Origin of the sequence: Bradyrhizobium niftali, from assembly GCF_004571025.1 — a bacterium.
Taxonomy (GTDB): domain Bacteria; phylum Pseudomonadota; class Alphaproteobacteria; order Rhizobiales; family Xanthobacteraceae; genus Bradyrhizobium; species Bradyrhizobium niftali.
In genome coordinates this window covers 75,924-95,892 of sequence record NZ_SPQT01000032.1, presented here as the reverse complement: position 1 = coordinate 95,892, position 19,969 = coordinate 75,924, and the positions used below count along the sequence as shown (strand labels likewise).

The following is a 19,969-nucleotide window of genomic DNA, read 5'->3' as shown; positions in this document are numbered from 1 at the left end:
CTTGGCTAGCACAGCAGCCGGCAAGGGCTTTGACTTGCCTCAATCGTTGAGCATGCCGGCGCGCATCGCGAGGCGAACCAGCTCCGAAAGGCTGTTGGCCTGCATCTTGGTCATGACGTTGGCCCGGTACACCTCGATGGTGCGCGGGCTGATGTCGTACTCGCGGGCGATCAGCTTGTTGGAGAGGCCGGCGATCAGCCCTTCCATGACCTGACGCTCCCTGGGGCTCAAGGAGGAGACGCGGGCGGCGATATCCTGCGCGACGGCCTCGCTCCTGGCGGCCGGCTCGGCCTGGCGGATCGCCGATTCGATCATGACGGTCAGGCGGTCGTCCTCGAACGGCTTTTCCAGGAAGTCGACCGCCCCTAACTTCATCGCCTCGACCGCGAGCGGCACGTCGCCGTGGCCGGTCATGATCAGGATCGGGAACGGGCTCTGCTGCGCCTTCATCCGCTTCAACAGCTCGATCCCATCGATTCCAGGCATGCGCACGTCGGAGAGGACGCAGCCAAAGGTGAGGCCGGGCAGGGCGTCGAGAAAGGCTTGCGCGTCGTCAAACAGCGTGACGCCGAAGCCGGCGGAATCCAGCAGGAAGTTCAGCGAGTCCCGCATCGCCGCGTCGTCGTCGATGACGTAGACATGTCCCTTGGTCGTCATGCTTCAATTCTCGTCGGCTGCCGGTAGGGTGAAGCGGAAGGTCGCCCCGCCCGATGCGTTGCTCTCGGCCCACATGCGCCCGCCGTGAGCCTCGATGATCGAGCGGCTGATGGACAGTCCCACGCCCATGCCGGTGTCCTTGGTGGTGAAGAAAGTCTGAAACAGGTTCGGAATGACGTCGTCCTGGAAACCGGTGCCGGTGTCGGACACTTCGACCTCGATCATGTCGTCGGCGACGGGGGTGTTGGTGACGACGAGCTCGCGCCGCGGCGACTGAGCCATCGCTTCCAGCGCGTTGCGGAACAGGTTGACCAGGACCTGCTGGATCTGCACCCGGTCGGCGAGAACGAGATCGGCCCCCGGATCGAGACTGAAGCGGAGCTGCACGTTCTGCTCGCGCGCGCCGGCGAGCCCGAGCGCGCCGGCCTCCTCGATCAGCTTGGACAGGCTCTCGACCCGCTTCTCGGATTCGCCGCGGGCGACGAAGTCGCGCAAGCGCCGGATGATCTGGCCGGCGCGCAGCGCCTGCTCGGCGGCACGGTCCAGCGCGCTTTCGACCTTCGGCGTGTTCGGATCAACGCTGCCGGCAAGCAGCCGCCGCGAGCCCTTCATGTAGTTGCTGATCGCCGCCAGCGGCTGGTTGAGCTCGTGCGCGAGCGCGGACGCCATTTCGCCCATGGCGCTCAGCCGCGAGACATGGACGAGCTCTGATTGCAGTTCCTGGAGCCGCGCCTGGGTCTGCTGGTGCTCGGTGAGGTCGCGGACGAAGCCGGTGAAATAGGGCTCGCCGCCGGACTGCATCTCGCCGATCGACAGGTGCATCGGGAAGGTGGTGCCGTCGCGGCGCTTGCCGGTCACGATGCGTCCGATGCCGATGATGTGGGGATCGCTCGTGGTGCGGTAGCGCGAAATGTAACTGTCGTGCCGGGAGCGGTCGGGCTCCGGCATCAGGATGTTGACATTCTGGCCGATCGCCTCGAGCTCGGACCAGCCGAACAGGCGCTCGGCGGCCGTGCTGAACAGCTGGATGATGCCGTGGCCGTCGATGACGATCATGGCGTCGGGAATTGTGTGGAGGATCGAGCGGAGGTGGCTCTCGCGGGTACGCAGCGCTTCCTCGACCTGCTTCTCCTCGTCGATATCGAGAAAGATGCCGCTGAGATGGCGGGCGGTGCCGGCTTCGTCCCGAATGAGTCCGGCCCGGGCGCGAATCCACCGTCCTGCGTTGGAGGCGCCGGCGACCCTGAAGGACACGTCGAAGCCGCCGCCACGTTCGGAGACGCGCTTGACCGCGCTCTCCACGCGCTCGCGGTCCTCGGGCCTGAGGCGTGACAGGAAGAGGTCGTAGCTGGCCGGCTGATCCTGCGCGATCCCGAGCAGGGTTCGCGCGGTATCCGACCAGTCCAGCGCCCGGGTCTTGAGGTCGAGATCCCAGGTGCCGACGCCGAATCCCTCGATCCGGACCCGGAAATGCTCGCCCCGGCCGTCGTCCGGCGGTTGCGTTACACGGGTCGGCGCCAAGCTGTCACTCCCATCCTCGTGCCGCGGCCCGGGTGCCGCAACCACCCCGGCAACTTCGCCCAAGCCCGGCCCGGAGGCAAGTTCCGATGTTTGATTCCATTGGCGTAATTCCGGTGGCCCCGGGTAGAAGGCGATTTGATCTATCTCATCCTGCTTCGCGTCGGCAGCGTTAGATTCCGCGCAGTTCATTGCCTTCCGGAGAATCCCGATGACATACGCGACCGTGATGGTCAGCCTGGCGCTCGATCAGTCCAACGAGGCGCGCCTTCAGGTCGCGGGCGAACTCGCCGAGCGGTTCGAGGCAGCCATGGTCGGGGTTGCCGCGGCGCAGTTCACACCGCCACTCTATTTCACCGACGGCGCCGAGGCCCAGCGGCTGATCGACGAGGGCGAAGCGTCCGTCAGGCGGCGGCTGGCGGCTCTGGAGGCGCAATTCCGCGCCGCCACCAGGAATCGCGGCGGGCATGCGGAGTGGCGCAGCGCCATGGATTTTCCGGCGCGATTCGTCCTGGCGCAGGCGCGCTGCGCCGACATCGTCGTCAGCGGCGGGCAGAGCCCGGCCTTCTCCGACGCTTTCGCGCTCGCAAGCCCCAAGGATCTGGTGATGCAGGCCGGCCGCCCGCTTCTCGTCGTCCCCGACGGGGCCAACTGGCTCGACCTGCGCAGCGTGCTGGTGGCCTGGAAGGATACGCCGGAGGCGCGGCGGGCGGTGGCGGACGCGCTGCCGATGCTGCGCAAGGCGAGGGACGTCACCATCGCTGCAATTCCGGAGCGCGACGATGAGCGCTCGGTCGTGATGGCCGGCGTCACCGACGTTGCCGCCTGGCTCGCCCGCCACGGCGTCACCGCGACCGCGCGCGTCTCGGAGGCCGTGCGGAACGAACCCGCCGCGGCGCAATTGGAGAAAATCGCCGGCGACGTCGGAGCCGGCCTGATCGTGGCGGGCGCCTATGGTCATTCGAGGTTTCGTGAGCTGATCCTGGGAGGCGTCACCCAGTATCTGGTCACGCAATCCGCCCGCTGCGTGCTGCTGTCGCACTGAAGCCATTCGAGGAGGACGCGCCGTGTACAGATTTCTCGAGCAGACCGTCGACGGCTACATGACGCGCAACGTCAAGACGGTGCGGCGCGACCTCGACATGCTCGAACTCAGCGAGATGTTCGAGCGCGACGATTTCAACTCCTATCCGGTCGAGGACGACGGACAGGTGGTCGGCATCGTCACCAAGTTCGATATCCTGAAATGCTTCGCCTTCACGCCGAGCCAGATGCTGCCGCGCTATCATGACCTGATGAGCCGCAAGACCGGCGACGTCATGACGCCGGAGTTCATCTATGTCAGCCCCGATACGCGGCTGACGCGCGTGCTCCAGATCATGGTCGAGCATCGCATCAGGAGTATCATCGTGCTCGACAGCGCGCAGAAGCTGGTCGGCATCATCGCCCGCGAGGACGTCATCGCGGCGCTCAAGGCGACGGCGCGCGACTGACAGCGCCTCCAGTTCCCGCGATTTCAAACTCCGTGATTTCACGGAAGCAATCGGCCACCGCGTGCGCGGCGCCGGCCGCAGGCGATTGATGTGGCTCTCTGATCCGCGATCAGCCTCACATTAACAGAAATCCACCTAGCTTGATTTCAATCAATTCCCCGCGAGGGTGGATGTGGTTTCTGGCGCTGTGTTCTTTCAGAGAGAATCCGCGATGAGCCAGCCCTCCATCTCCAAATCCATGACATCAGGTGAAAGCGGCCTGGCTGTCGTGTTCGCAGCCACCGCCTTCCTCTGCGTGATCGCCGCGGCCAAGGCGCTCGATGCACCCTTCGCCTTCCACGCCGCGCTCAGCGCGGCGGCGAGCGTGGCTGCGGTGTTCTGCATCGTCAACCGCTACTTCGAGCGCCCGGCGGCGCTGCCGCCGGCGGAGATCAACGGCCGTCCCAACTACAACATGGGGCCGATCAAGTTCTCCTCCTTCATGGCGATGTTCTGGGGCATCGCCGGCTTCCTCGTCGGCCTCATCATCGCCTCGCAGCTGGCCTGGCCTGCGCTGAACTTCGATCTGCCCTGGATCAGTTTCGGCCGCCTGCGTCCTCTGCACACCTCCGCGGTGATCTTCGCCTTCGGCGGCAACGTGCTGATCGCGACATCCTTCTACGTCGTGCAGAAGTCCTGCCGCGTGCGCCTTGCCGGCGACCTCGCGCCCTGGTTCGTCGTGGTCGGCTACAATTTCTTCATCCTGGTCGCGGGCACCGGCTATCTGCTCGGCGTGACCCAGTCGAAGGAATATGCCGAGCCGGAATGGTACGCCGATCTCTGGCTGACCATCGTCTGGGTGGTCTATCTGCTCGTCTTCCTCGCCACCATCATCAAGCGCAAGGAACCGCACATCTTCGTCGCGAACTGGTTCTATCTGGCCTTCATCGTGACGATCGCGGTGCTGCATCTCGGCAACAACTCCGCGCTTCCCGTCTCGGTGTTCGGCTCGAAGTCCTACGTCGCCTGGGGCGGCATCCAGGATGCGATGTTCCAGTGGTGGTACGGCCATAACGCGGTCGGCTTCTTCCTGACCGCCGGCTTCCTCGCCATCATGTACTACTTCATCCCCAAGCGCGCCGAGCGGCCGATCTATTCCTACCGCCTGTCGATCATCCACTTCTGGGCGCTGATCTTCCTCTACATCTGGGCAGGTCCGCACCATCTGCACTACACGGCGCTGCCCGACTGGACGCAGACGCTCGGCATGACCTTCTCGATCATGCTGTGGATGCCCTCCTGGGGCGGCATGATCAACGGCCTGATGACGCTGTCGGGTGCCTGGGACAAGCTGCGCACCGACCCCGTGCTGCGCATGCTCGTGGTCTCCGTCGCCTTCTACGGCATGTCGACCTTCGAAGGCCCGATGATGTCGATCAAGGTGGTCAACTCGCTCAGCCACTACACCGACTGGACCATCGGCCACGTGCACTCCGGTGCACTCGGCTGGGTCGGCTTCGTCTCCTTCGGCGCGCTCTACTGCCTGGTGCCGTGGGCATGGAATCGCAAGGGCCTCTACAGCCTGAAGCTCGTCAACTGGCACTTCTGGGTCGCGACCCTCGGCATCGTGCTCTACATCTCGGCGATGTGGGTGTCCGGCATCCTCCAGGGCCTGATGTGGCGCGCCTACACCTCGCTCGGCTTCCTCGAATACTCCTTCATCGAGACCGTCGAGGCGATGCATCCCTTCTACGTCATTCGTGCTGCCGGTGGCGGGCTGTTCCTGATCGGCGCGCTGATCATGGCCTACAATCTCTGGATGACCGTCCGCGTCGGCGAAGCGGAAGTCCAGATGCCCGTCGCTCTTCAGCCGGCGGAATGAGGAGCTCAAGCAATGTCGTTCTGGACACGTCACCAAGTCTTCGAAAAGAACTCGATCATCCTGATCGTCGGCATCCTGCTGGTGATCGCGATCGGCGGCCTCGTCGAGATCACCCCGCTGTTCTACCTCAAGAGCACGATCGAGGCGGTCGACGGCGTCAGGCCGTACACACCGCTGGAGCTCGCGGGCCGCAACGTCTACGTCCGCGAGGGCTGTTATCTCTGCCATTCGCAGATGATCCGGCCGCTGCGCGACGAGGTCGAGCGCTACGGCCACTTCTCGCTGGCCGCCGAGAGCATGTTCGACCATCCGTTCCAGTGGGGCTCGAAGCGCACCGGTCCGGACCTTGCCCGCGTCGGCGCCAAGTATTCTGACGACTGGCACGTCACCCATCTGACCAACCCGCGCGCGATCGTGCCGCAGTCGGTGATGCCGGGCTATCCGTTCCTCAGCGCAACCGAAGTGGATCCGGACACGATCGCCGACCACATGCGTACGCTCCGGACCGTCGGCGTGCCCTACACGGACGACCAGATCGCCAACGCGGGCGCCGATCTGAAGGCCCAGGCCGATCCGGACAATGCCGGCTCCGACGCCTTCAGCAAGCGCTACGCCAAGGCCGTCGTGCGCAACTTCGACGGCAAGACCGGTACGCCGACCGAGATGGACGCGCTGATCGCGTACCTGCAGATGCTCGGCACGCTGGTCGACTTCAAGATCTACAACGAGAAAGCCAATCTTCGCTGAGAAGGCATCAACGATGAAAGCCATCCTGACACTCGACAATCTCGCGTCCGGTCTCGTGACCACGATCTGGACGCCGGTGTTCGTCGCGATCTTTCTCGCGATCATCGCCTACGCATTTTGGCCCCGTAACAAGGCTGCGTTCGACGAAGCAGCACACCTGCCGTTGCGGGAGGAGTGAGAGACCATGACCGATCATAGCGAATTCGATTCTGTTTCCGGCAAGACGACGACCGGACATGAGTGGGACGGCATCAAGGAGCTCAACACGCCGCTGCCGCGCTGGTGGGTGATCAGCTTCTATCTCACCATCATCTGGTCGATCGGCTACTGGATCGTCTATCCGGCCTGGCCGCTGATTTCGAGCAATACGACCGGGCTGCTCGGCTACTCGACGCGCGCCAGCCTCGCAGTAGAGCTCGCCAATCTCGAGGCGCTCCGCGGTGAGAAGATGGCGGCGTTGGCGGCGGCGCCGCTCGCAGACATCGAGAAGGATCCGGCCCTGCTGGCGCTTGCGCGCGCCAAGGGCAAGACCGTGTTCGGCGACAATTGCGCGCCGTGCCACGGCTCCGGCGGTGCCGGCGCCAAGGGCTTCCCGAACCTGAACGACGACGACTGGCTGTGGGGCGGCACGCTCGACCAGATCATGCAGACCATCCAGTTCGGCGTACGCTCCGGTCATGCCAAGACGCACGAGGGCCAGATGCTCGCCTTCGGCAAGGACGGCGTGCTGAAGGGCGACGAGATCGTCACGGTCGCCAATTACGTGCGGTCGCTGTCGGGGCTGCCGACCCGGGCGGGCTACGACAAGGCCAAGGGCGAGAAGATCTTCGTCGAGAATTGCGTCGCCTGCCACGGTGATGGCGGCAAGGGCAACCTGGAGATGGGCGCGCCTGATCTGACCGACAAGATCTGGCTCTATGGCTCGGACGAGGCCGCCCTGATCGAGACCATCAGCCAGGGCCGCGCCGGCGTCATGCCGGCCTGGGAAGGGCGGCTCGATCCCGCCACCATCAAGGCGATGGCGGTCTACGTCCACTCGCTGGGCGGTGGAAAATAGCTGATCGCCAGCAAACGGGGGTGAACAAAAGTGCCCCCGTTTGAGCTGGATCAACTGAAGCAGCGACGTCGGGTCTAGGTTCAATCGCACCCCCTCGAGAAGTTTCAGGTGATGAACAAGACCGTGAACCCGAAAGACCTCACATCGGACGATGACGTCGGGCCCCTCTACGCAGCCCGGACGAAGGTCTATCCCCAGAGCGTCTCCGGCACGTTTCGCCGGATCAAATGGGGCCTGATGGCGTTCTGCCTCGGCGTTTACTACTTCCTGCCCTTCGTGCGCTGGAATCGCGGCCTTGGCGCGCCGAGCCAGGCGGTGCTGATCGATCTGCCCAACAGCCGCTTCTATTTCTTCTTCATCGAGCTGTGGCCGCAGGAGGTCTACTACTTCACCGGCCTGTTGATCGTCGCCGCGGTCGCGCTGTTCCTGATGAACTCCATCGGCGGCCGGATCTGGTGCGGCTATCTCTGTCCGCAGACCGTCTGGACCGACCTGTTCTATGCCGTCGAACGCCTGATCGAGGGCGACCGCCGCGAGCGGATGAAGAAGGACAAATCGTCCGACCCGATGAAGCTCGAGCGCATCTCCGAGATCGTGCTCAAGCATTCGATCTGGCTGCTGATCGCCTGGTGGACCGGCGGTGCCTGGGTGCTCTACTTCAACGACGCGCCGACCCTGGTGAAGGAGCTCGTGACCTTCCAGGGGCCGATGATCGCCTATGTCTGGATCGGCATCCTCACCGCGACGACCTATTTGCTCGCCGGCTACATGCGCGAGCAGGTCTGCACTTACATGTGCCCGTGGCCGCGGATCCAGGCCGCGCTCACCGACGAATGGGCGCTCAACGTCACCTACCGTTACGACCGCGGCGAGAAGCGCACCTCGGTCAAGAAGGCGGCCGAGCTGCGCGCGCTCGGCGAGCAGGTCGGCGATTGCGTCGATTGCTACCAGTGCGTCGCGGTTTGCCCGACCGGCATCGACATCCGCAACGGACCGCAGATGGAATGCATCCAGTGCGGGCTCTGCATCGACGCCTGCGACAACGTGATGGCCAAGATCGGCCGGCCGAAGCGGCTGATCGGCTATGACAACGACATCAACATCCATCGCCGCCAGGAAGGCAAGGCGCCGATCTACCGGATCGTCCGGGCCCGCACCGTGGTCTACAGCGCGATCATCGCGGCCGTCGGTGGCTTCATGATCTATACGCTCGCGACCCGCAGCCTGCTCGACGTCAACGTGCTGCATGACCGCAATCCGGTCGCGGTCAAGCTCAGCGACGGCTCGATCCGCAACGCCTACACGGTTCGGCTGCTCAACAAGAGCGGCTACGACCGCGTCATCGCGATCGACGCGAACGGTCCGGCCAATTTGACGGTTCACGTCATCGGCATCGATGCGGTGACGCCTGATAGGCCGATGATCGTGATCCCCCGCGACTCCACCAGCGAGCTGCGCCTGCTCGTCACCGCGCCGGCGGAAGGCAATCCGGAGAAGTCGATCCCGGTTCACTTCCACGTCACCGATATCGGGCTCGGCGAGGTCGCGTCCGCCACCGACAATTTCGTCGCGCCCTAGGATCAGGAGACAGCCATGGCGTCCAAGCCGCTGACCGGAACAAAAGTCTTCCTGATGCTGGTCGCCTTCTTCGGCGTCGTGATCGGCGTCAACATGACCATGATGAAGCTCGCGATCGCGACGCTGCCAGGCACCGACGTCGACAGCCCCTATGCCGCGGGTCTCACCTATGATCGCGAGATCTCGGCGGCGCAGGACCAGGCCGCACGTAAATGGAAGGTCAACGCCCATATCGAGCGCAGTACCGATGGTGGCGCCGTGCTTCAGGTTGAGGCACGCGATGCCAGCGGCCAGCCGATGAGCGGCCTGAAATTCGGCGGGCGCCTGGAGCGTCCGACCGACAAGCGCGCTGATCTCGCGGTCGAACTCTCCGAGGCCGGCATAGGCATCTATCGCGGCAGTGCCGCTGCCGTTGCACCGGGCCAGTGGGATCTCGTGATCGAAGGCGAAGCGCGCGGCACGCGCGTGTTCCTGTCGCGCAATCGCGTGATCCTGAATTGAAGGACTTCGTCATGCACGTCACGCGGGATTTCTCGCACTACGTCCGGAGCGCGGGCGAGGGTATCAAGCACATCGATCTCGCGGTCGAAGGCGTTCACTGCGCCGGCTGCATGGCCAAGATCGAGCGCGGATTGTCCGTCATCCCCGACGTCACGCTGGCGCGCGTGAACCTCACCGACCGCCGCGTCGCGCTGGAATGGAAAGCGGGCACGCTCGACCCGAGCCGTTTCATCGACCGGCTCGAAGAGCTCGGCTACAAGGCCTATCCGTTCGAGACCGAGAGCGCGGAAGTGGCGGAGGTCGCCGAATCCCGTTTCCTGCTGCGCTGCCTCGGGGTTGCGGCGTTCGCCACCATGAACGTGATGATGCTGTCGATCCCGGTATGGTCGGGCAACGTCTCGGACATGCTGCCCGAGCAGCGCGACTTCTTCCACTGGCTGTCGGCCCTGATCGCGCTGCCGGCGGCCGCCTATGCCGGCCAGCCGTTCTTCCGCTCCGCCTGGCGCGCGCTGTCGAACAAGACCACCAACATGGACGTGCCGATCTCGATCGGCGTGATCCTCGCGCTCGGCATGTCCGTGGTCGAAACCATCCACCATGCCGAGCACGCCTATTTCGACGCGGCGATCATGCTGCTGACGTTCCTGCTGGTCGGCCGCTTCCTCGACCAGAACATGCGGCGGCGGACGCGTGCGGTCGCCGGCAATCTCGCCGCGCTGAAGGCGGAGACGGCGGCCAGGTTCGTCGGGCCTGACGAGATTTCACAAGTGCCCGTCGCCGCGATCAATCCTGGCGACGTCGTGCTGCTGCGGCCCGGTGAGCGTTGTGCGGTCGACGGCACCGTGATCGAGGGGCGTTCCGAGATCGACCAGAGCCTGATCACCGGCGAGACGCTCTATGTCACGGCCGAGCAGGGCACGCCGGTCTATGCCGGCTCCATGAACATCTCTGGCACGCTGCGGGTGCGCGTTTCGGCGGCTTCCGAAGCAACGCTGCTCGCCGAGATCACGCGGCTGCTCGACAACGCGCTCCAGGCACGCTCGCGCTACATGCGGCTCTCCGACCGCGCCTCGCGGCTCTACGCGCCGGTGGTGCATGCGACCGCGCTCATCACCATTTTGGGTTGGGTCATCGCGGGTGCGTCCTGGCATGATGCGATCGTCACCGGCGTTGCGGTGCTGATCATCACCTGTCCCTGCGCGCTCGGGCTTGCGATTCCGACGGTGCAGACGGTGGCCTCGGGCGCGATGTTCAAGTCCGGCGTGCTGCTCAATTCCGGCGATGCGATCGAGCGGCTGGCGGAAGCCGACCACGTCATCTTCGACAAGACCGGCACGCTGACGCTGCCCGATCTCGAAGTGATGAACGCGGCTGACATTCCCGCCGACATCTTCGAACTGGCCGGGCGGCTCGCGCTGTCGAGCCATCATCCGGTCGCCGCCGCGGTGGCACAGGCCGCCGGCGCCAGGTCGCCGATCGTCGGTGCGGTCGAGGAGGCCGGGCAGGGCGTGCGCGCAGTCGCCGACGGCATCGAGATCCGCCTTGGCCGTCCGTCCTTCTGCGGCGCCGAGGCGCTGGTCGGCGGCGCCACGCTCGATCCTGAAGCGTCGGTCGTGGCTTTCAGCAAGGGAGCCGAAAAATTCATCCTCTCGGTGCGTCAGGGCCTGCGTCCGGACGCCCAGGCCGTGATCGCGGCGCTGAAGGCGCGGGGCATCGGCATCGAGATCCTCTCCGGCGACCGCGAGCCGGCGGTGAAGGCCGCGGCCCACGCGCTCTCCATTCCCGAATGGCGCGCCGGCGTCACGCCGGCCGACAAGATCGCGCGAATCGAGGAATTGAAGCGGCGCGGTGCAAGAGTGCTGATGGTCGGCGACGGCATGAACGATGCGCCCTCGCTGGCGGCAGCCCATGTCTCGATGTCGCCGATCTCGGCCGCGCATCTCAGCCAGGCCACCGCCGATCTCGTCTTCCTCGGCCGGCCGCTGGCGCCCGTCGTCGCCGCGATCGATTCCGCGCGCAAGGCGCTGCACCTGATGCGGCAGAACCTCTGGCTTGCCATCGGCTATAACGTCCTCGCGGTGCCGGTTGCGATCAGCGGCGTCGTGACGCCCCTGATTGCCGCCGCCGCCATGAGCGGATCGTCGATCCTGGTCATGCTGAATTCGCTGCGCGCACGCAGCGCCTCGCGGGAGATCGTGTGATGGAAATCCTGGTCATCCTGGTCCCGCTGGCGCTGATGTTGGGAGGCGCCGGCCTCGTCGCCTTCCTCTGGTCGCTCAGAAGCGGCCAGTACGACGATCTCGACGGCGCCGCCTGGCGCGCGATCGCCGACGACGAACCGCCGCAGGAAGCCCCGGTCAAGCGCTAGCGCTTCAGGGCGAATGTGAGCATGGCCGCGGCCGCGAGGGCCACGCCGACACCGGCGACGCAGGCGTGCCAGCCGAAACTGTCGAACAGCCGCCCGAGCACGGCCGTGCCGACGAGCCCGCCAAAGAAGTAACAGGCAAGATAGGTCCCGCTGGCGACGCCGCGGTTGTCGGTGGCGGCTTGCCCGACGAAACCGGTCGCGGCCGCCTGCGCGAAGAATGTGCCGACACCAACCAGAACCATGCCGGTGAGCACTTCGCCCAGTTGCGGTGCCAGCATCAGCGGCAGACCCAGTCCGGCCACAGCGAGCGAGCCCCATATCGTCGGCCGCGTCCCGAGCCGCGATGCCACCCTGCCGGCGAGCAACGTCGTGACCACCGACGGCAGGAAGACGAAATAGACGAGGCCCAGATCCATCATGCCGAGCGACAGCGGCGGTCGGACCAGCACGAAATTGACGAATGTGAACGTGCCGATGAAGGCGAACAGGATGCAGAAGCCGATGCCGTAGGCGGCGCGCAGCCGCGGATTGCGCCAATGCGCGATCATGGCGGCAAGTGGTAGGCCCGCCGGCGTCATGGCGTGCATCGGCTGCGCGCGTCGGATGGTGAAATAGACCAGCGCCGCGCCGGCGAGGTTGAGCGTCGCGAAGAAATAGAAATTCCAGGCGAGGCCAAGGCCGTCGGCGACCGCCGCCGAGATCAGCCGGCCGACAAGGTTGCTGGCGACATTGCCGGTGATGTACGCGGCAAACGCGCCGCCGGCGTCCACCGCGCTGCATTGCTCGCCGAGATAGGCGAGGGTGAGCGCGAAGGCGGATGCCATGCACAGGCCCTGCGCGATCCGCAAGGCGGTGAAGACCGCAAGATTGGGCGCGATCGCCAGCAGCCCCGTGGGGACCGCCAGCAGTGTGAGGCTGAGCAGAATGCCGGTCCGCCGGTTGATGCGCGGGCTGAAGAAGCCGACGACGAGGCTAGCCGTCGCCATGCCGAAGGTGCTGGCGTTGACAGCAAAGCCCATCGCTGCCGGCGTGACGTCGTAATGGCGCGTCAGCGATGGCAGGATCGCCTGCGTCGCGAAGAGATCGACGACGGTCAGGAAGGCGGTGAGGCCGATGACGAGCGAACGAAGCGCAAGGCCCGGGGAATGCTCATCCGTCATCATCGCGGTCGGTTTGATCGACGCGGAAAGATCGGTCATGGCTCGGCTCTCCGTTGATCTGTCATTCCGGGCTGGTGCGCAAGCACCAGACCCGGAATCTCGAGATTCCGGGTTCGCTTCGCGCCCCGGAACGACGGCTCACTCTGGGTGCCCGTTACATATGATGATCGTTGGGATCCCTGCGGACGTCGCCGACATAGAGAATGACCGTCTCCTTGCCGAGGTTCTTCCACCAATGCGAGGTGCCTGATACCTCGGGGCGGATGTCGCCGGCCTTGTGCACGATCGGATCGACGCAGTTGGAGGCGTATTCGACGATCTCGCCCTGCTGCACGAAGATCAGGGCAGGGCGATCGTCGTGGCTGTGCCAGGGCACGATGCCGCCGGGTTCGATGGTGAGCTTCCGGAAGCGCAGCTCGCGGCCCTCGATATGCGCCGGCTGCTTGCCGAGGTCGATGGCGCCGAGCGTGACGTCGGTGACGCCGACCGGTTTGTAATCGACCATCTGATGCGCATTTGGCTTCATCTTGTCGGCGGGGCATTCGCCCGCAAAGGCCGGCTGCGCCGCAAAGGTCAGCATGCCGAGAACGGCAAGGCCGGACAAGTCTACGCGCGACAATATGTGATGCCTAGACATGGGGAAGTCTCCTCTGTTGGCCGCAACCTCGCTGGTCGCCAGCTATGGCAGGAGCTTCGTCGAGAGCGAGCCCGTCGTGAAATGCCGTTTCGCTTTCGGTTCGATAGCCCCGTGCTATGTTGATGCGCGGCGGCTATCGAACCGATTGGGCATCGGCATTTCCGCTTTCGGGATATCCGGCGTCCGATGGTGGGGCGCCCGATTGGCGGCGGCCGCCCCTTGCGGGCGGCCGGACCAGGAACCTAATATTCGTCCTTCGAACGCCGGAGCGGAAGATGACGTCTCTCTCACCAGCTGATGCCGAGCAGCTCAGGCTTGCCTTCCAGCGCTGCCGCGAGATGGAGGGAACGCTGAACGAGCAGCTCCTCGCGTATGCCGACGCAAGCCGCCAGGTGTTTCCGGCCTATGGCGAGGCGGTCGATCGCCTGGTGGCGCGATTGGACGGGAACGGCGGCGGGGAGAACGCGCCGCGTCCGGGCGATGTGATGCCGCCATTCATGCTGCCTGACGAGGGCGGGCGTCTCGTGACGCTGCCCGCGCTGCTGGCGCAAGGCCCCGTCGTGGTGATGTTCTTCCGCGGCCACTGGTGTCCCTATTGCCGGCTCAATGTCCGCGCCGTGGTCCAGGCGCAGGACCGCGTCGAGGCGATGGGTGCGCAGATCGTTGCGATCATGCCGGAGACGCAGGAATATACCCGGCAGCTCAAGGCTGATTCCGGTGCGCCATTTCGGATCCTGACCGATCTCGACAATGGCTATGCGCTGTCGCTCAATCTCGCGATCTGGCTCGGCGCCGAGATCCAGAGACTGTTGTCCTATCAGGACATGGCGAAATTCCACGGCAATGACGGCTGGATGCTGCCGATCCCGGCGGTTTTCGTGGTCGGCCGCGACGGTATCGTCAAGGCGCGCTTCGTCGATCCCGATTTCCGCAAGCGCATGGAGATCGACGATCTGCTCGAGGCGTTGGAGAGCGCGAGCCGGGAGAACTGAGGCTGCGCACTTTTCTTACCCTCTCCCCTTGTGGGAGAGGGTGGCTCGCCGCGTAGCGGCGAGACGGGTGACGGGTCTCTCTCCGCGCGCGAATCTTTTGCGTCGAGTGCGCGGATAGAACCCCTCATCCGGCGCCATAGCCGAAGCTCGGCTTCGGCGTTCTTAAGAACGGCGGCCGAAGGCCGCCTATGCCACCTTCTCCCACAAGGGGAGAAGGAGAAGAGCAGCGATCGTTCTCGCAGCTACCCCGCAATCGCCCGCCAGTCCGCACCGCGCAGCATGCGCATCACGGCGTTGGCCACCGCCGTGCGCTGGCGGCCGGCGACGCCATAGAGGCTGACGGTGCGGCGGGCATCGAGGCCGGCGACCGCGGCGCGTTTCAGGCTCTCCGGCACGGGCGAGGTGTGAGGCATCATGGCGATGCCGATATCGGCCTCCACCAGTTCGATCAGGTCGCGTTCGCTCGAAATCTCGTGGCCGTGATCGACATCGATGCCGTGCTCGCGCAGGCTCGCTGCGATGCGCTTGGAATGCTCGCAATAGCTGCGGCCGAGCAATTGTTCCGCGCGCAGGTCGTCCGGCTCGATCGTGTCGTGCTCGGCAAGCCGGTGCTCCCTGCTGACGATGAGATCGAACGCCTCGGTGAACAGCGGCCAGACGTCGAGCCGTTCCCAGGCCTCGTCGATCCCGGCGGCGATGCCGAGCTCGGCCTCGCCCTTCTTCAGGAATTCTGCGACCTCGCGGCTCGTCCCGCGCAGGAAGCGGAATTCGAGCCTGTTGAACTGCCGCCTGATTTCGTTGAGGTGGGGGATGAGCAGCGCCAGGTCGACCGAATGCGTCAGCGCAACGCGGAGCGCGCCGACCTCACCACTTTTGAACGAGGAGGCGAGCGAGCGCGCACCGGCGGCGGCGTCATAGCACTGCTTCAGCAGCGGATGCATGCGCTGGCCGAGCTCGGTCAGTTGCGCCGCCGGCCGTTCGCGGCGGAACAGGTCGCCGCCGAGCTCGGCCTCGAGCTGCTTGATCGCGCGTGTCAGCGAGGGCTGCGTCACGTTGCATTCCTCGGCGGCGCGCGTGAAGTTCAAGAGCTGCGCCACCGCGAGGAAATAGCGGACCTGGTGCATTTCCATGGATCGGCTCCCGGCAGGATCGGCCGGAAATCTAACCGATCGGGACAGGGAATGATATCCTGGCGGCGATAGCGCGTGCGTATGGTTTCGGAAGCCAACCGGCATTTCCAAAACGACCGACAATCGCCGAGAACGGCAGGACGAAACAATGGCCTTACACCTGACGAATGATAACCATAGGCTCGACAGGAGCAAGATATGAACGGCATGCAGGACAACGGGCAACGAAAGAGCATGGACCTGCCGGGTCAGGTCGTCCTCGTGCTTCAGGGCGGCGGCGCGCTTGGCTCCTACCAGGCCGGCGTCTACCAGGCGCTCCACGAGGCCGGCATCGAGCCGGACTGGATCATCGGCACCTCGATCGGCGCCATCAATGCGAGCCTGATCGCGGGCAACGCGCCGGAGCATCGGCTGGCGCGCCTGAAGGAATTCTGGAAGCGGATGGAGCAGAATCCGGTCTGGAATTGGCGCACTGCGTTTCCCGACTTCAACGAGAAGCTCGCCTATTGGTCGACCGTGACCCACGGTGTTCCCGGCTTCTTCCGGCCCAACCCGCTGGCGCATGCCGGGGATTCCTATCCGCTGGGCGCCGATCACGCCGGTTTCTATTCGACCGCGCCGCTGGAGAAGACGCTGAGCGAGCTGGTCGATTTCGATCTCGCCAATCGCTGCGCGCCGCGCCTGACGGTCGGTGCGGCCCATGTCGGCACCAGCGAAATGCGCTATTTCGACAGCCGCGACGGCGAGCTGACGGTGAAGCATGTCATGGCCTCGGGCGCATTGCCGCCGGCCTTCCCGGCGGTGCGCATCGACGGCGAGCTTTATTGGGACGGCGGCATCCTCTCGAACACGCCGACGGAAGCGGTGTTCGACGATAATCCACGCAGGGATTCGCTGATCTTCTCCGTGCATCTATGGAATCCGGTCGGCGCCGAGCCAACCACGATGGCGGAGGTGCTGAACCGGCACAAGGATGTGATGTATTCCAGCCGGATCGCGAGCCAGATCGTCCGCCAGCAGCAGGCCCATCGCCTGCGCCACGTCATCAACCAGCTCGCCGCGCGTCTGCCTGAGAGCGAGCGCAGCGATCCGGCCGTGAGGGAGCTGATGAGCTACGGCTGTCCGACCCGCATGCACGTCGTGCGGCTGCTGGCGCCGCAGCTCGACCGCGAGACCCATACCAAGGACATCGACTTCAGCCCGTCAGGCATTACGCGGCGCTGGCATGCGGGCTACGCCCACACGAAGTCCGTGCTCGCACGAAAGCCGTGGATCGGCGAATTCGATCCACTCGCCGGCGTGGTGCTGCACGAGCATATGGACGAGATGCCGATTGCGGCGGAGTAGGGGCCTTCTCCGTCACTTGTTTTGGGCCGTGACGATATCACGCGCGCGCCGTCTGGGCTATTATCGCGGCATCTTCGTCGCGAGGCTCGCAAGTGGTCGTTGAGAAAGATCTGGAGGCGGCGCTCGATCAGGTCCGCGCTGACGCAGCGGGGCCGGTCCCCGGCGTGTTCGGTCCGGCCTCGGTGACCTGGCAGATCGACCGGGAGGCCGTCATCTTCCTCGGCGCCGGCCGCGCGCTGCTGCTGCAATTGGCGCATCCCTGGGTCGCTGCCGCCATCGCCGAGCACTCCCGGACGTTGGCCGATCCGATCGGCCGCTTCCATCGCACCTTCGACATCGTCTTCGCCATGGTGTTCGGATCGCTCGACCGTGCCTTGCTGTCGTCGCGGCAGCTGCACCGGCGCCACAGCATGATCGTCGGAGAGATGCCCGAGACCGTTGGCCCGTTCGCGGCCGGCTCGCGCTACTGCGCCAACGACATTCCGTCGTTGCGCTGGGTGCATGCGACGCTGGTCGAGACTGCGCTGATGGCGCATGACCTCGTCCTGCCGCGGCTCTCGGCGGCGGAGCGCGAGCGCTACTGGGCCGAGAGCCGGATGTTCGGCGCCTTGTTCGGGTTGAGGGCGGACGACCTGCCGGCGGACTGGTCCGGCTTTGCCGCTTACACCGCAGCGATGGCGCAGTCGGAAACATTGACTGTCAGTCCGGCCGCGCGCGAGATCGCGACACAAATCTTCAACGGCGCGCGTCCGTGGTTGCGTCCGCCGCGATGGTATCGCGCGCTCACGGCAAGCCTGCTGCCGGAGCGGTTGCGCGCAGGCTTCGGGTTCGAGCTGGACGAGCGCGATATCAGGGCTGCCGACAACGCGATGAAATGGATCAGGCGCGTCTATCCGAAATTGCCGGACAGGCTGCGCTATGTCGGTCCCTACCAGGAAGCGCAGGCGCGGCTGCGAGGAGAGTTGCAGCCGGACTGGATAACCCGCTGCCTCAACCGCGCCTGGATCGGACGGCCGCAGATGGACGCGCGCCGCTAAGAAGCGCTCCCGGCGTGTCCCGGACAAGCTGCAACGTGTGAGCATTGCGGCGCAGAGCCGGGACCCAGAGGCCACGGACTCCTGTGCGACATGGGCCCCGGCTCTGCAGCGCATCGCTGAAGAAGCGCAGCGCTGCGTCCGGGGCACGAGAGAAGAGTGAGGCGCGCGCTCTCCCCGCATCGTCATTGCGAGCGCAGCGAAGCAATCCAGACTGTCTCCGCGGAAAGATTCTGGATTGCTTCGCTGCGCTCGCAATGACGGAGTAGGTGGAAGCGCCGTCGCGCCTCACACCGCTGCCAGCTTCCGGTACAGTGCGCTGTAGCTGCCGGCGGAGATGCTCCAGGAGAACGACCGTCCCATGGCGCTGCGGCGCATGGTGTCGAGCTGGTCCTGCGCCATGAAGGCCTCGAAGGCCCGGCGGACACCGCCGAGGAAGGATTCGTGCGAGGGTCTTGAGAACAAAAAGCCGGTCTCGCCGTCGGTGATGGTCTCGGCCAGGCCGCCGGTCTGGTGCCCGATCGGCAGCGAGCCGAAGCGCTGCGCGTACATCTGGCTGAGGCCGCACGGCTCGAAGCGCGACGGCATCAGGGTGAAGTCGCTGCCGGCGAAGATGCGCCGCGCCTGGGCGTCGTTGAATCCGATCGCAACGCCGATGGCGTCGGGGCGGCGGCGATGCGCGTCGATCAGCGCCTGCTCGAGCGCTGGCTCGCCCGAGCCGGTGACCACGATCTGCCCGCCGGCATCGATGATCTCGTCGGCCGCGGACAGCACGAGGTCGATACCCTTCTGGTGCACGAGGCGCGCGACGATGCCGAACATCGGGCCGCGCGACACCGCAAGCCCGAACTGCTTGCGCACGTAGTCGGCATTGGCCTTCTTGCCGACCCAGTCTCCGGCGCCGAATTGCTGGGCGAGCTGCGCGCAGGAGCGCGGGTCCCAGCTCTCGTCGATGCCGTTGAGGATGCCGGTCAGCTCAGCGGCGTCCGAGCGCAGGCGGAGCAGACCCTCAAGGCCACAGCCGAACTCGGCGGTGGTGATCTCGCGCGCATAGGTGCCGCTGACGGTGGTGAGATGCGAGGCGTAGACCAGCCCGGCCTTGAGGAACGAGACCTGGTCGTAGAATTCGAGGCCGTCGATGTGGAAGGCGCTTTCCGGTGCGCCGATCCGCCGCAGCGAGTCCTTCGGGAAGAGGCCCTGATAGGCGAGGTTGTGAATGGTCAGGATCGACGGCAGCTTGGCGCCGCGCCAGGCGAGATAGGCCGGCACGAGCGAGGCCTGCCAGTCGTTGGCATGGATCAGGTCTGCTGCCCAATTCTTGTCCAGCTTGCCCATGGCCAGCTCAGCTGCTGCCGAGGCAAAGCGCGCGAAGCGGATGTCGTTGTCCGGCCAGTCGCGCCCGGACTCGTCGCCATAGGGATTGCCGGGCCGGTCGTAGAGTTGCGAGCACAACAGCACGTAGACCGGCAGGCCGTCCTTGGTCGCGGCCCGGCCGAGCGAGCAGGCCGGCATATCCGCAAACGACGGGCAGCGGCCAACGATCTGAATATGCGTGAGTTGCTCGATGATGTCGCGATAGCCGGGCAACATGATCCGGATATCGGCAAAGGGGCGAAGGGCTCTGGGGAGGGCAGCGGAAACGGCTCCAAGTCCGCCGACGCGGACGAAGTCGTCCATCTCTGTCGTAACGAACAAGACCTTCAAGAACAGTTGCCCCTTGCCGATCCAGTTTGCTGCTATGCAAGAACGGGTCCAATTGCCCCGGAATTCCCAAGCACGCCTGCGGAGCGCCTCCGTTCGGTAAACCCTTTCCTACTCAGCCGCCGCCCTCTACGGTCGAGCGCACAACAACAGAGAACATTGATTGTTCCCAGGATACGCCGAGGAGA

Annotated in this window: 19 protein-coding genes; 13 read left to right on the top strand and 6 right to left on the bottom strand. The window is 65.3% G+C overall.

Annotated features, from left to right (window positions below; genetic code table 11):
- Positions 1 to 39: 39 nt before the first annotated feature.
- A complete protein-coding gene (gene fixJ, locus E4K65_RS38430) occupies positions 40 to 657 on the bottom strand; it encodes a response regulator FixJ (RefSeq protein ID WP_135178522.1) in 618 nt (205 codons plus the stop codon).
- A gap of 3 nt (positions 658 to 660) precedes the next feature.
- Positions 661 to 2,178 carry a sensor protein FixL gene (gene fixL, locus E4K65_RS38425; RefSeq protein ID WP_135178521.1) on the bottom strand — a complete coding sequence of 506 codons (1,518 nt, stop codon included), beginning with the start codon at positions 2,176 to 2,178 and terminating at the stop codon, positions 661 to 663.
- A 208-nt stretch (positions 2,179 to 2,386) separates the two neighbouring features.
- Between fixL and E4K65_RS38420 the strand changes: the two genes are divergently transcribed.
- The 10 genes from E4K65_RS38420 (at position 2,387) to ccoS (ending at position 11,780) form a co-directional block, all read left to right on the top strand.
- Positions 2,387 to 3,220 carry a universal stress protein gene (locus E4K65_RS38420; protein WP_135178520.1) on the top strand — a complete coding sequence of 278 codons (834 nt, stop codon included), beginning with the start codon at positions 2,387 to 2,389 and terminating at the stop codon, positions 3,218 to 3,220.
- 22 nt (positions 3,221 to 3,242) lie between these two features.
- The gene (locus E4K65_RS38415) at positions 3,243 to 3,668 is read left to right on the top strand and encodes a CBS domain-containing protein (protein ID WP_135178519.1); all 426 of its coding nucleotides are present in this window, start codon (positions 3,243 to 3,245) and stop codon (positions 3,666 to 3,668) included.
- Between the two features lie 211 nt (positions 3,669 to 3,879).
- A complete protein-coding gene (gene ccoN, locus E4K65_RS38410; RefSeq protein WP_135178518.1) occupies positions 3,880 to 5,529 on the top strand; it encodes a cytochrome-c oxidase, cbb3-type subunit I in 1,650 nt (549 codons plus the stop codon).
- Positions 5,530 to 5,541: 12 nt separating this feature from the next.
- Positions 5,542 to 6,276 carry a cytochrome-c oxidase, cbb3-type subunit II gene (gene ccoO / locus E4K65_RS38405; protein WP_027546562.1) on the top strand — a complete coding sequence of 245 codons (735 nt, stop codon included), beginning with the start codon at positions 5,542 to 5,544 and terminating at the stop codon, positions 6,274 to 6,276.
- Between the two features lie 13 nt (positions 6,277 to 6,289).
- Positions 6,290 to 6,454: a CcoQ/FixQ family Cbb3-type cytochrome c oxidase assembly chaperone gene (locus E4K65_RS38400; protein ID WP_015687703.1), complete on the top strand. Its 165-nt coding sequence runs from the start codon at positions 6,290 to 6,292 to the stop codon at positions 6,452 to 6,454.
- A gap of 6 nt (positions 6,455 to 6,460) precedes the next feature.
- On the top strand, positions 6,461 to 7,333 hold the full coding sequence (gene ccoP, locus E4K65_RS38395; protein ID WP_135178517.1) for a cytochrome-c oxidase, cbb3-type subunit III: 873 nt from the start codon (positions 6,461 to 6,463) through the stop codon (positions 7,331 to 7,333).
- 111 nt (positions 7,334 to 7,444) lie between these two features.
- Positions 7,445 to 8,911: a cytochrome c oxidase accessory protein CcoG gene (gene ccoG / locus E4K65_RS38390; protein ID WP_135178516.1), complete on the top strand. Its 1,467-nt coding sequence runs from the start codon at positions 7,445 to 7,447 to the stop codon at positions 8,909 to 8,911.
- Between the two features lie 15 nt (positions 8,912 to 8,926).
- Entirely contained in the window at positions 8,927 to 9,412 is a 486-nt protein-coding gene (locus tag E4K65_RS38385) for a FixH family protein (RefSeq protein ID WP_135178515.1), read from the top strand.
- An 11-nt stretch (positions 9,413 to 9,423) separates the two neighbouring features.
- Entirely contained in the window at positions 9,424 to 11,613 is a 2,190-nt protein-coding gene (locus E4K65_RS38380; RefSeq protein ID WP_135178514.1) for a cation-translocating P-type ATPase, read from the top strand.
- On the top strand, positions 11,613 to 11,780 hold the full coding sequence (gene ccoS / locus E4K65_RS38375; protein WP_008138466.1) for a cbb3-type cytochrome oxidase assembly protein CcoS: 168 nt from the start codon (positions 11,613 to 11,615) through the stop codon (positions 11,778 to 11,780). Before E4K65_RS38380 ends, ccoS begins: the two co-directional genes overlap by 1 nt.
- On the opposite strand, the gene E4K65_RS38370 is transcribed toward ccoS, so the two are convergent.
- Both E4K65_RS38370 and E4K65_RS38365 read right to left on the bottom strand, forming a co-directional pair.
- The gene (locus E4K65_RS38370; protein WP_135178513.1) at positions 11,777 to 12,979 is read right to left on the bottom strand and encodes an MFS transporter; all 1,203 of its coding nucleotides are present in this window, start codon (positions 12,977 to 12,979) and stop codon (positions 11,777 to 11,779) included. The two genes, ccoS and E4K65_RS38370, sit on opposite strands and share 4 nt — an antisense overlap.
- Positions 12,980 to 13,094: 115 nt before the next feature.
- Entirely contained in the window at positions 13,095 to 13,577 is a 483-nt protein-coding gene (locus E4K65_RS38365; protein WP_135178512.1) for a cupin domain-containing protein, read from the bottom strand.
- A gap of 275 nt (positions 13,578 to 13,852) precedes the next feature.
- On the opposite strand from E4K65_RS38365, the gene E4K65_RS38355 reads away from it, so the two are divergent.
- Entirely contained in the window at positions 13,853 to 14,569 is a 717-nt protein-coding gene (locus tag E4K65_RS38355) for a peroxiredoxin-like family protein (protein WP_135178511.1), read from the top strand.
- A 242-nt stretch (positions 14,570 to 14,811) separates the two neighbouring features.
- Here the strand turns inward: E4K65_RS38355 and E4K65_RS38350 are convergent, their stop codons facing one another.
- Entirely contained in the window at positions 14,812 to 15,699 is an 888-nt protein-coding gene (locus E4K65_RS38350) for a LysR family transcriptional regulator (protein WP_167771486.1), read from the bottom strand.
- A gap of 198 nt (positions 15,700 to 15,897) precedes the next feature.
- Here E4K65_RS38350 and E4K65_RS38345 point away from each other — a divergent pair, with 198 nt between their 5' ends.
- Together E4K65_RS38345 and E4K65_RS38340 are read left to right on the top strand one after the other, a co-directional pair.
- A complete protein-coding gene (locus E4K65_RS38345; protein WP_135178509.1) occupies positions 15,898 to 17,046 on the top strand; it encodes a patatin-like phospholipase family protein in 1,149 nt (382 codons plus the stop codon).
- 92 nt (positions 17,047 to 17,138) lie between these two features.
- The gene (locus tag E4K65_RS38340; RefSeq protein ID WP_167771485.1) at positions 17,139 to 18,083 is read left to right on the top strand and encodes an oxygenase MpaB family protein; all 945 of its coding nucleotides are present in this window, start codon (positions 17,139 to 17,141) and stop codon (positions 18,081 to 18,083) included.
- 285 nt (positions 18,084 to 18,368) lie between these two features.
- Here the strand turns inward: E4K65_RS38340 and glgA are convergent, their stop codons facing one another.
- Entirely contained in the window at positions 18,369 to 19,784 is a 1,416-nt protein-coding gene (gene glgA, locus E4K65_RS38335) for a glycogen synthase GlgA (protein ID WP_135178508.1), read from the bottom strand.
- Positions 19,785 to 19,969 lie beyond the last annotated feature (185 nt).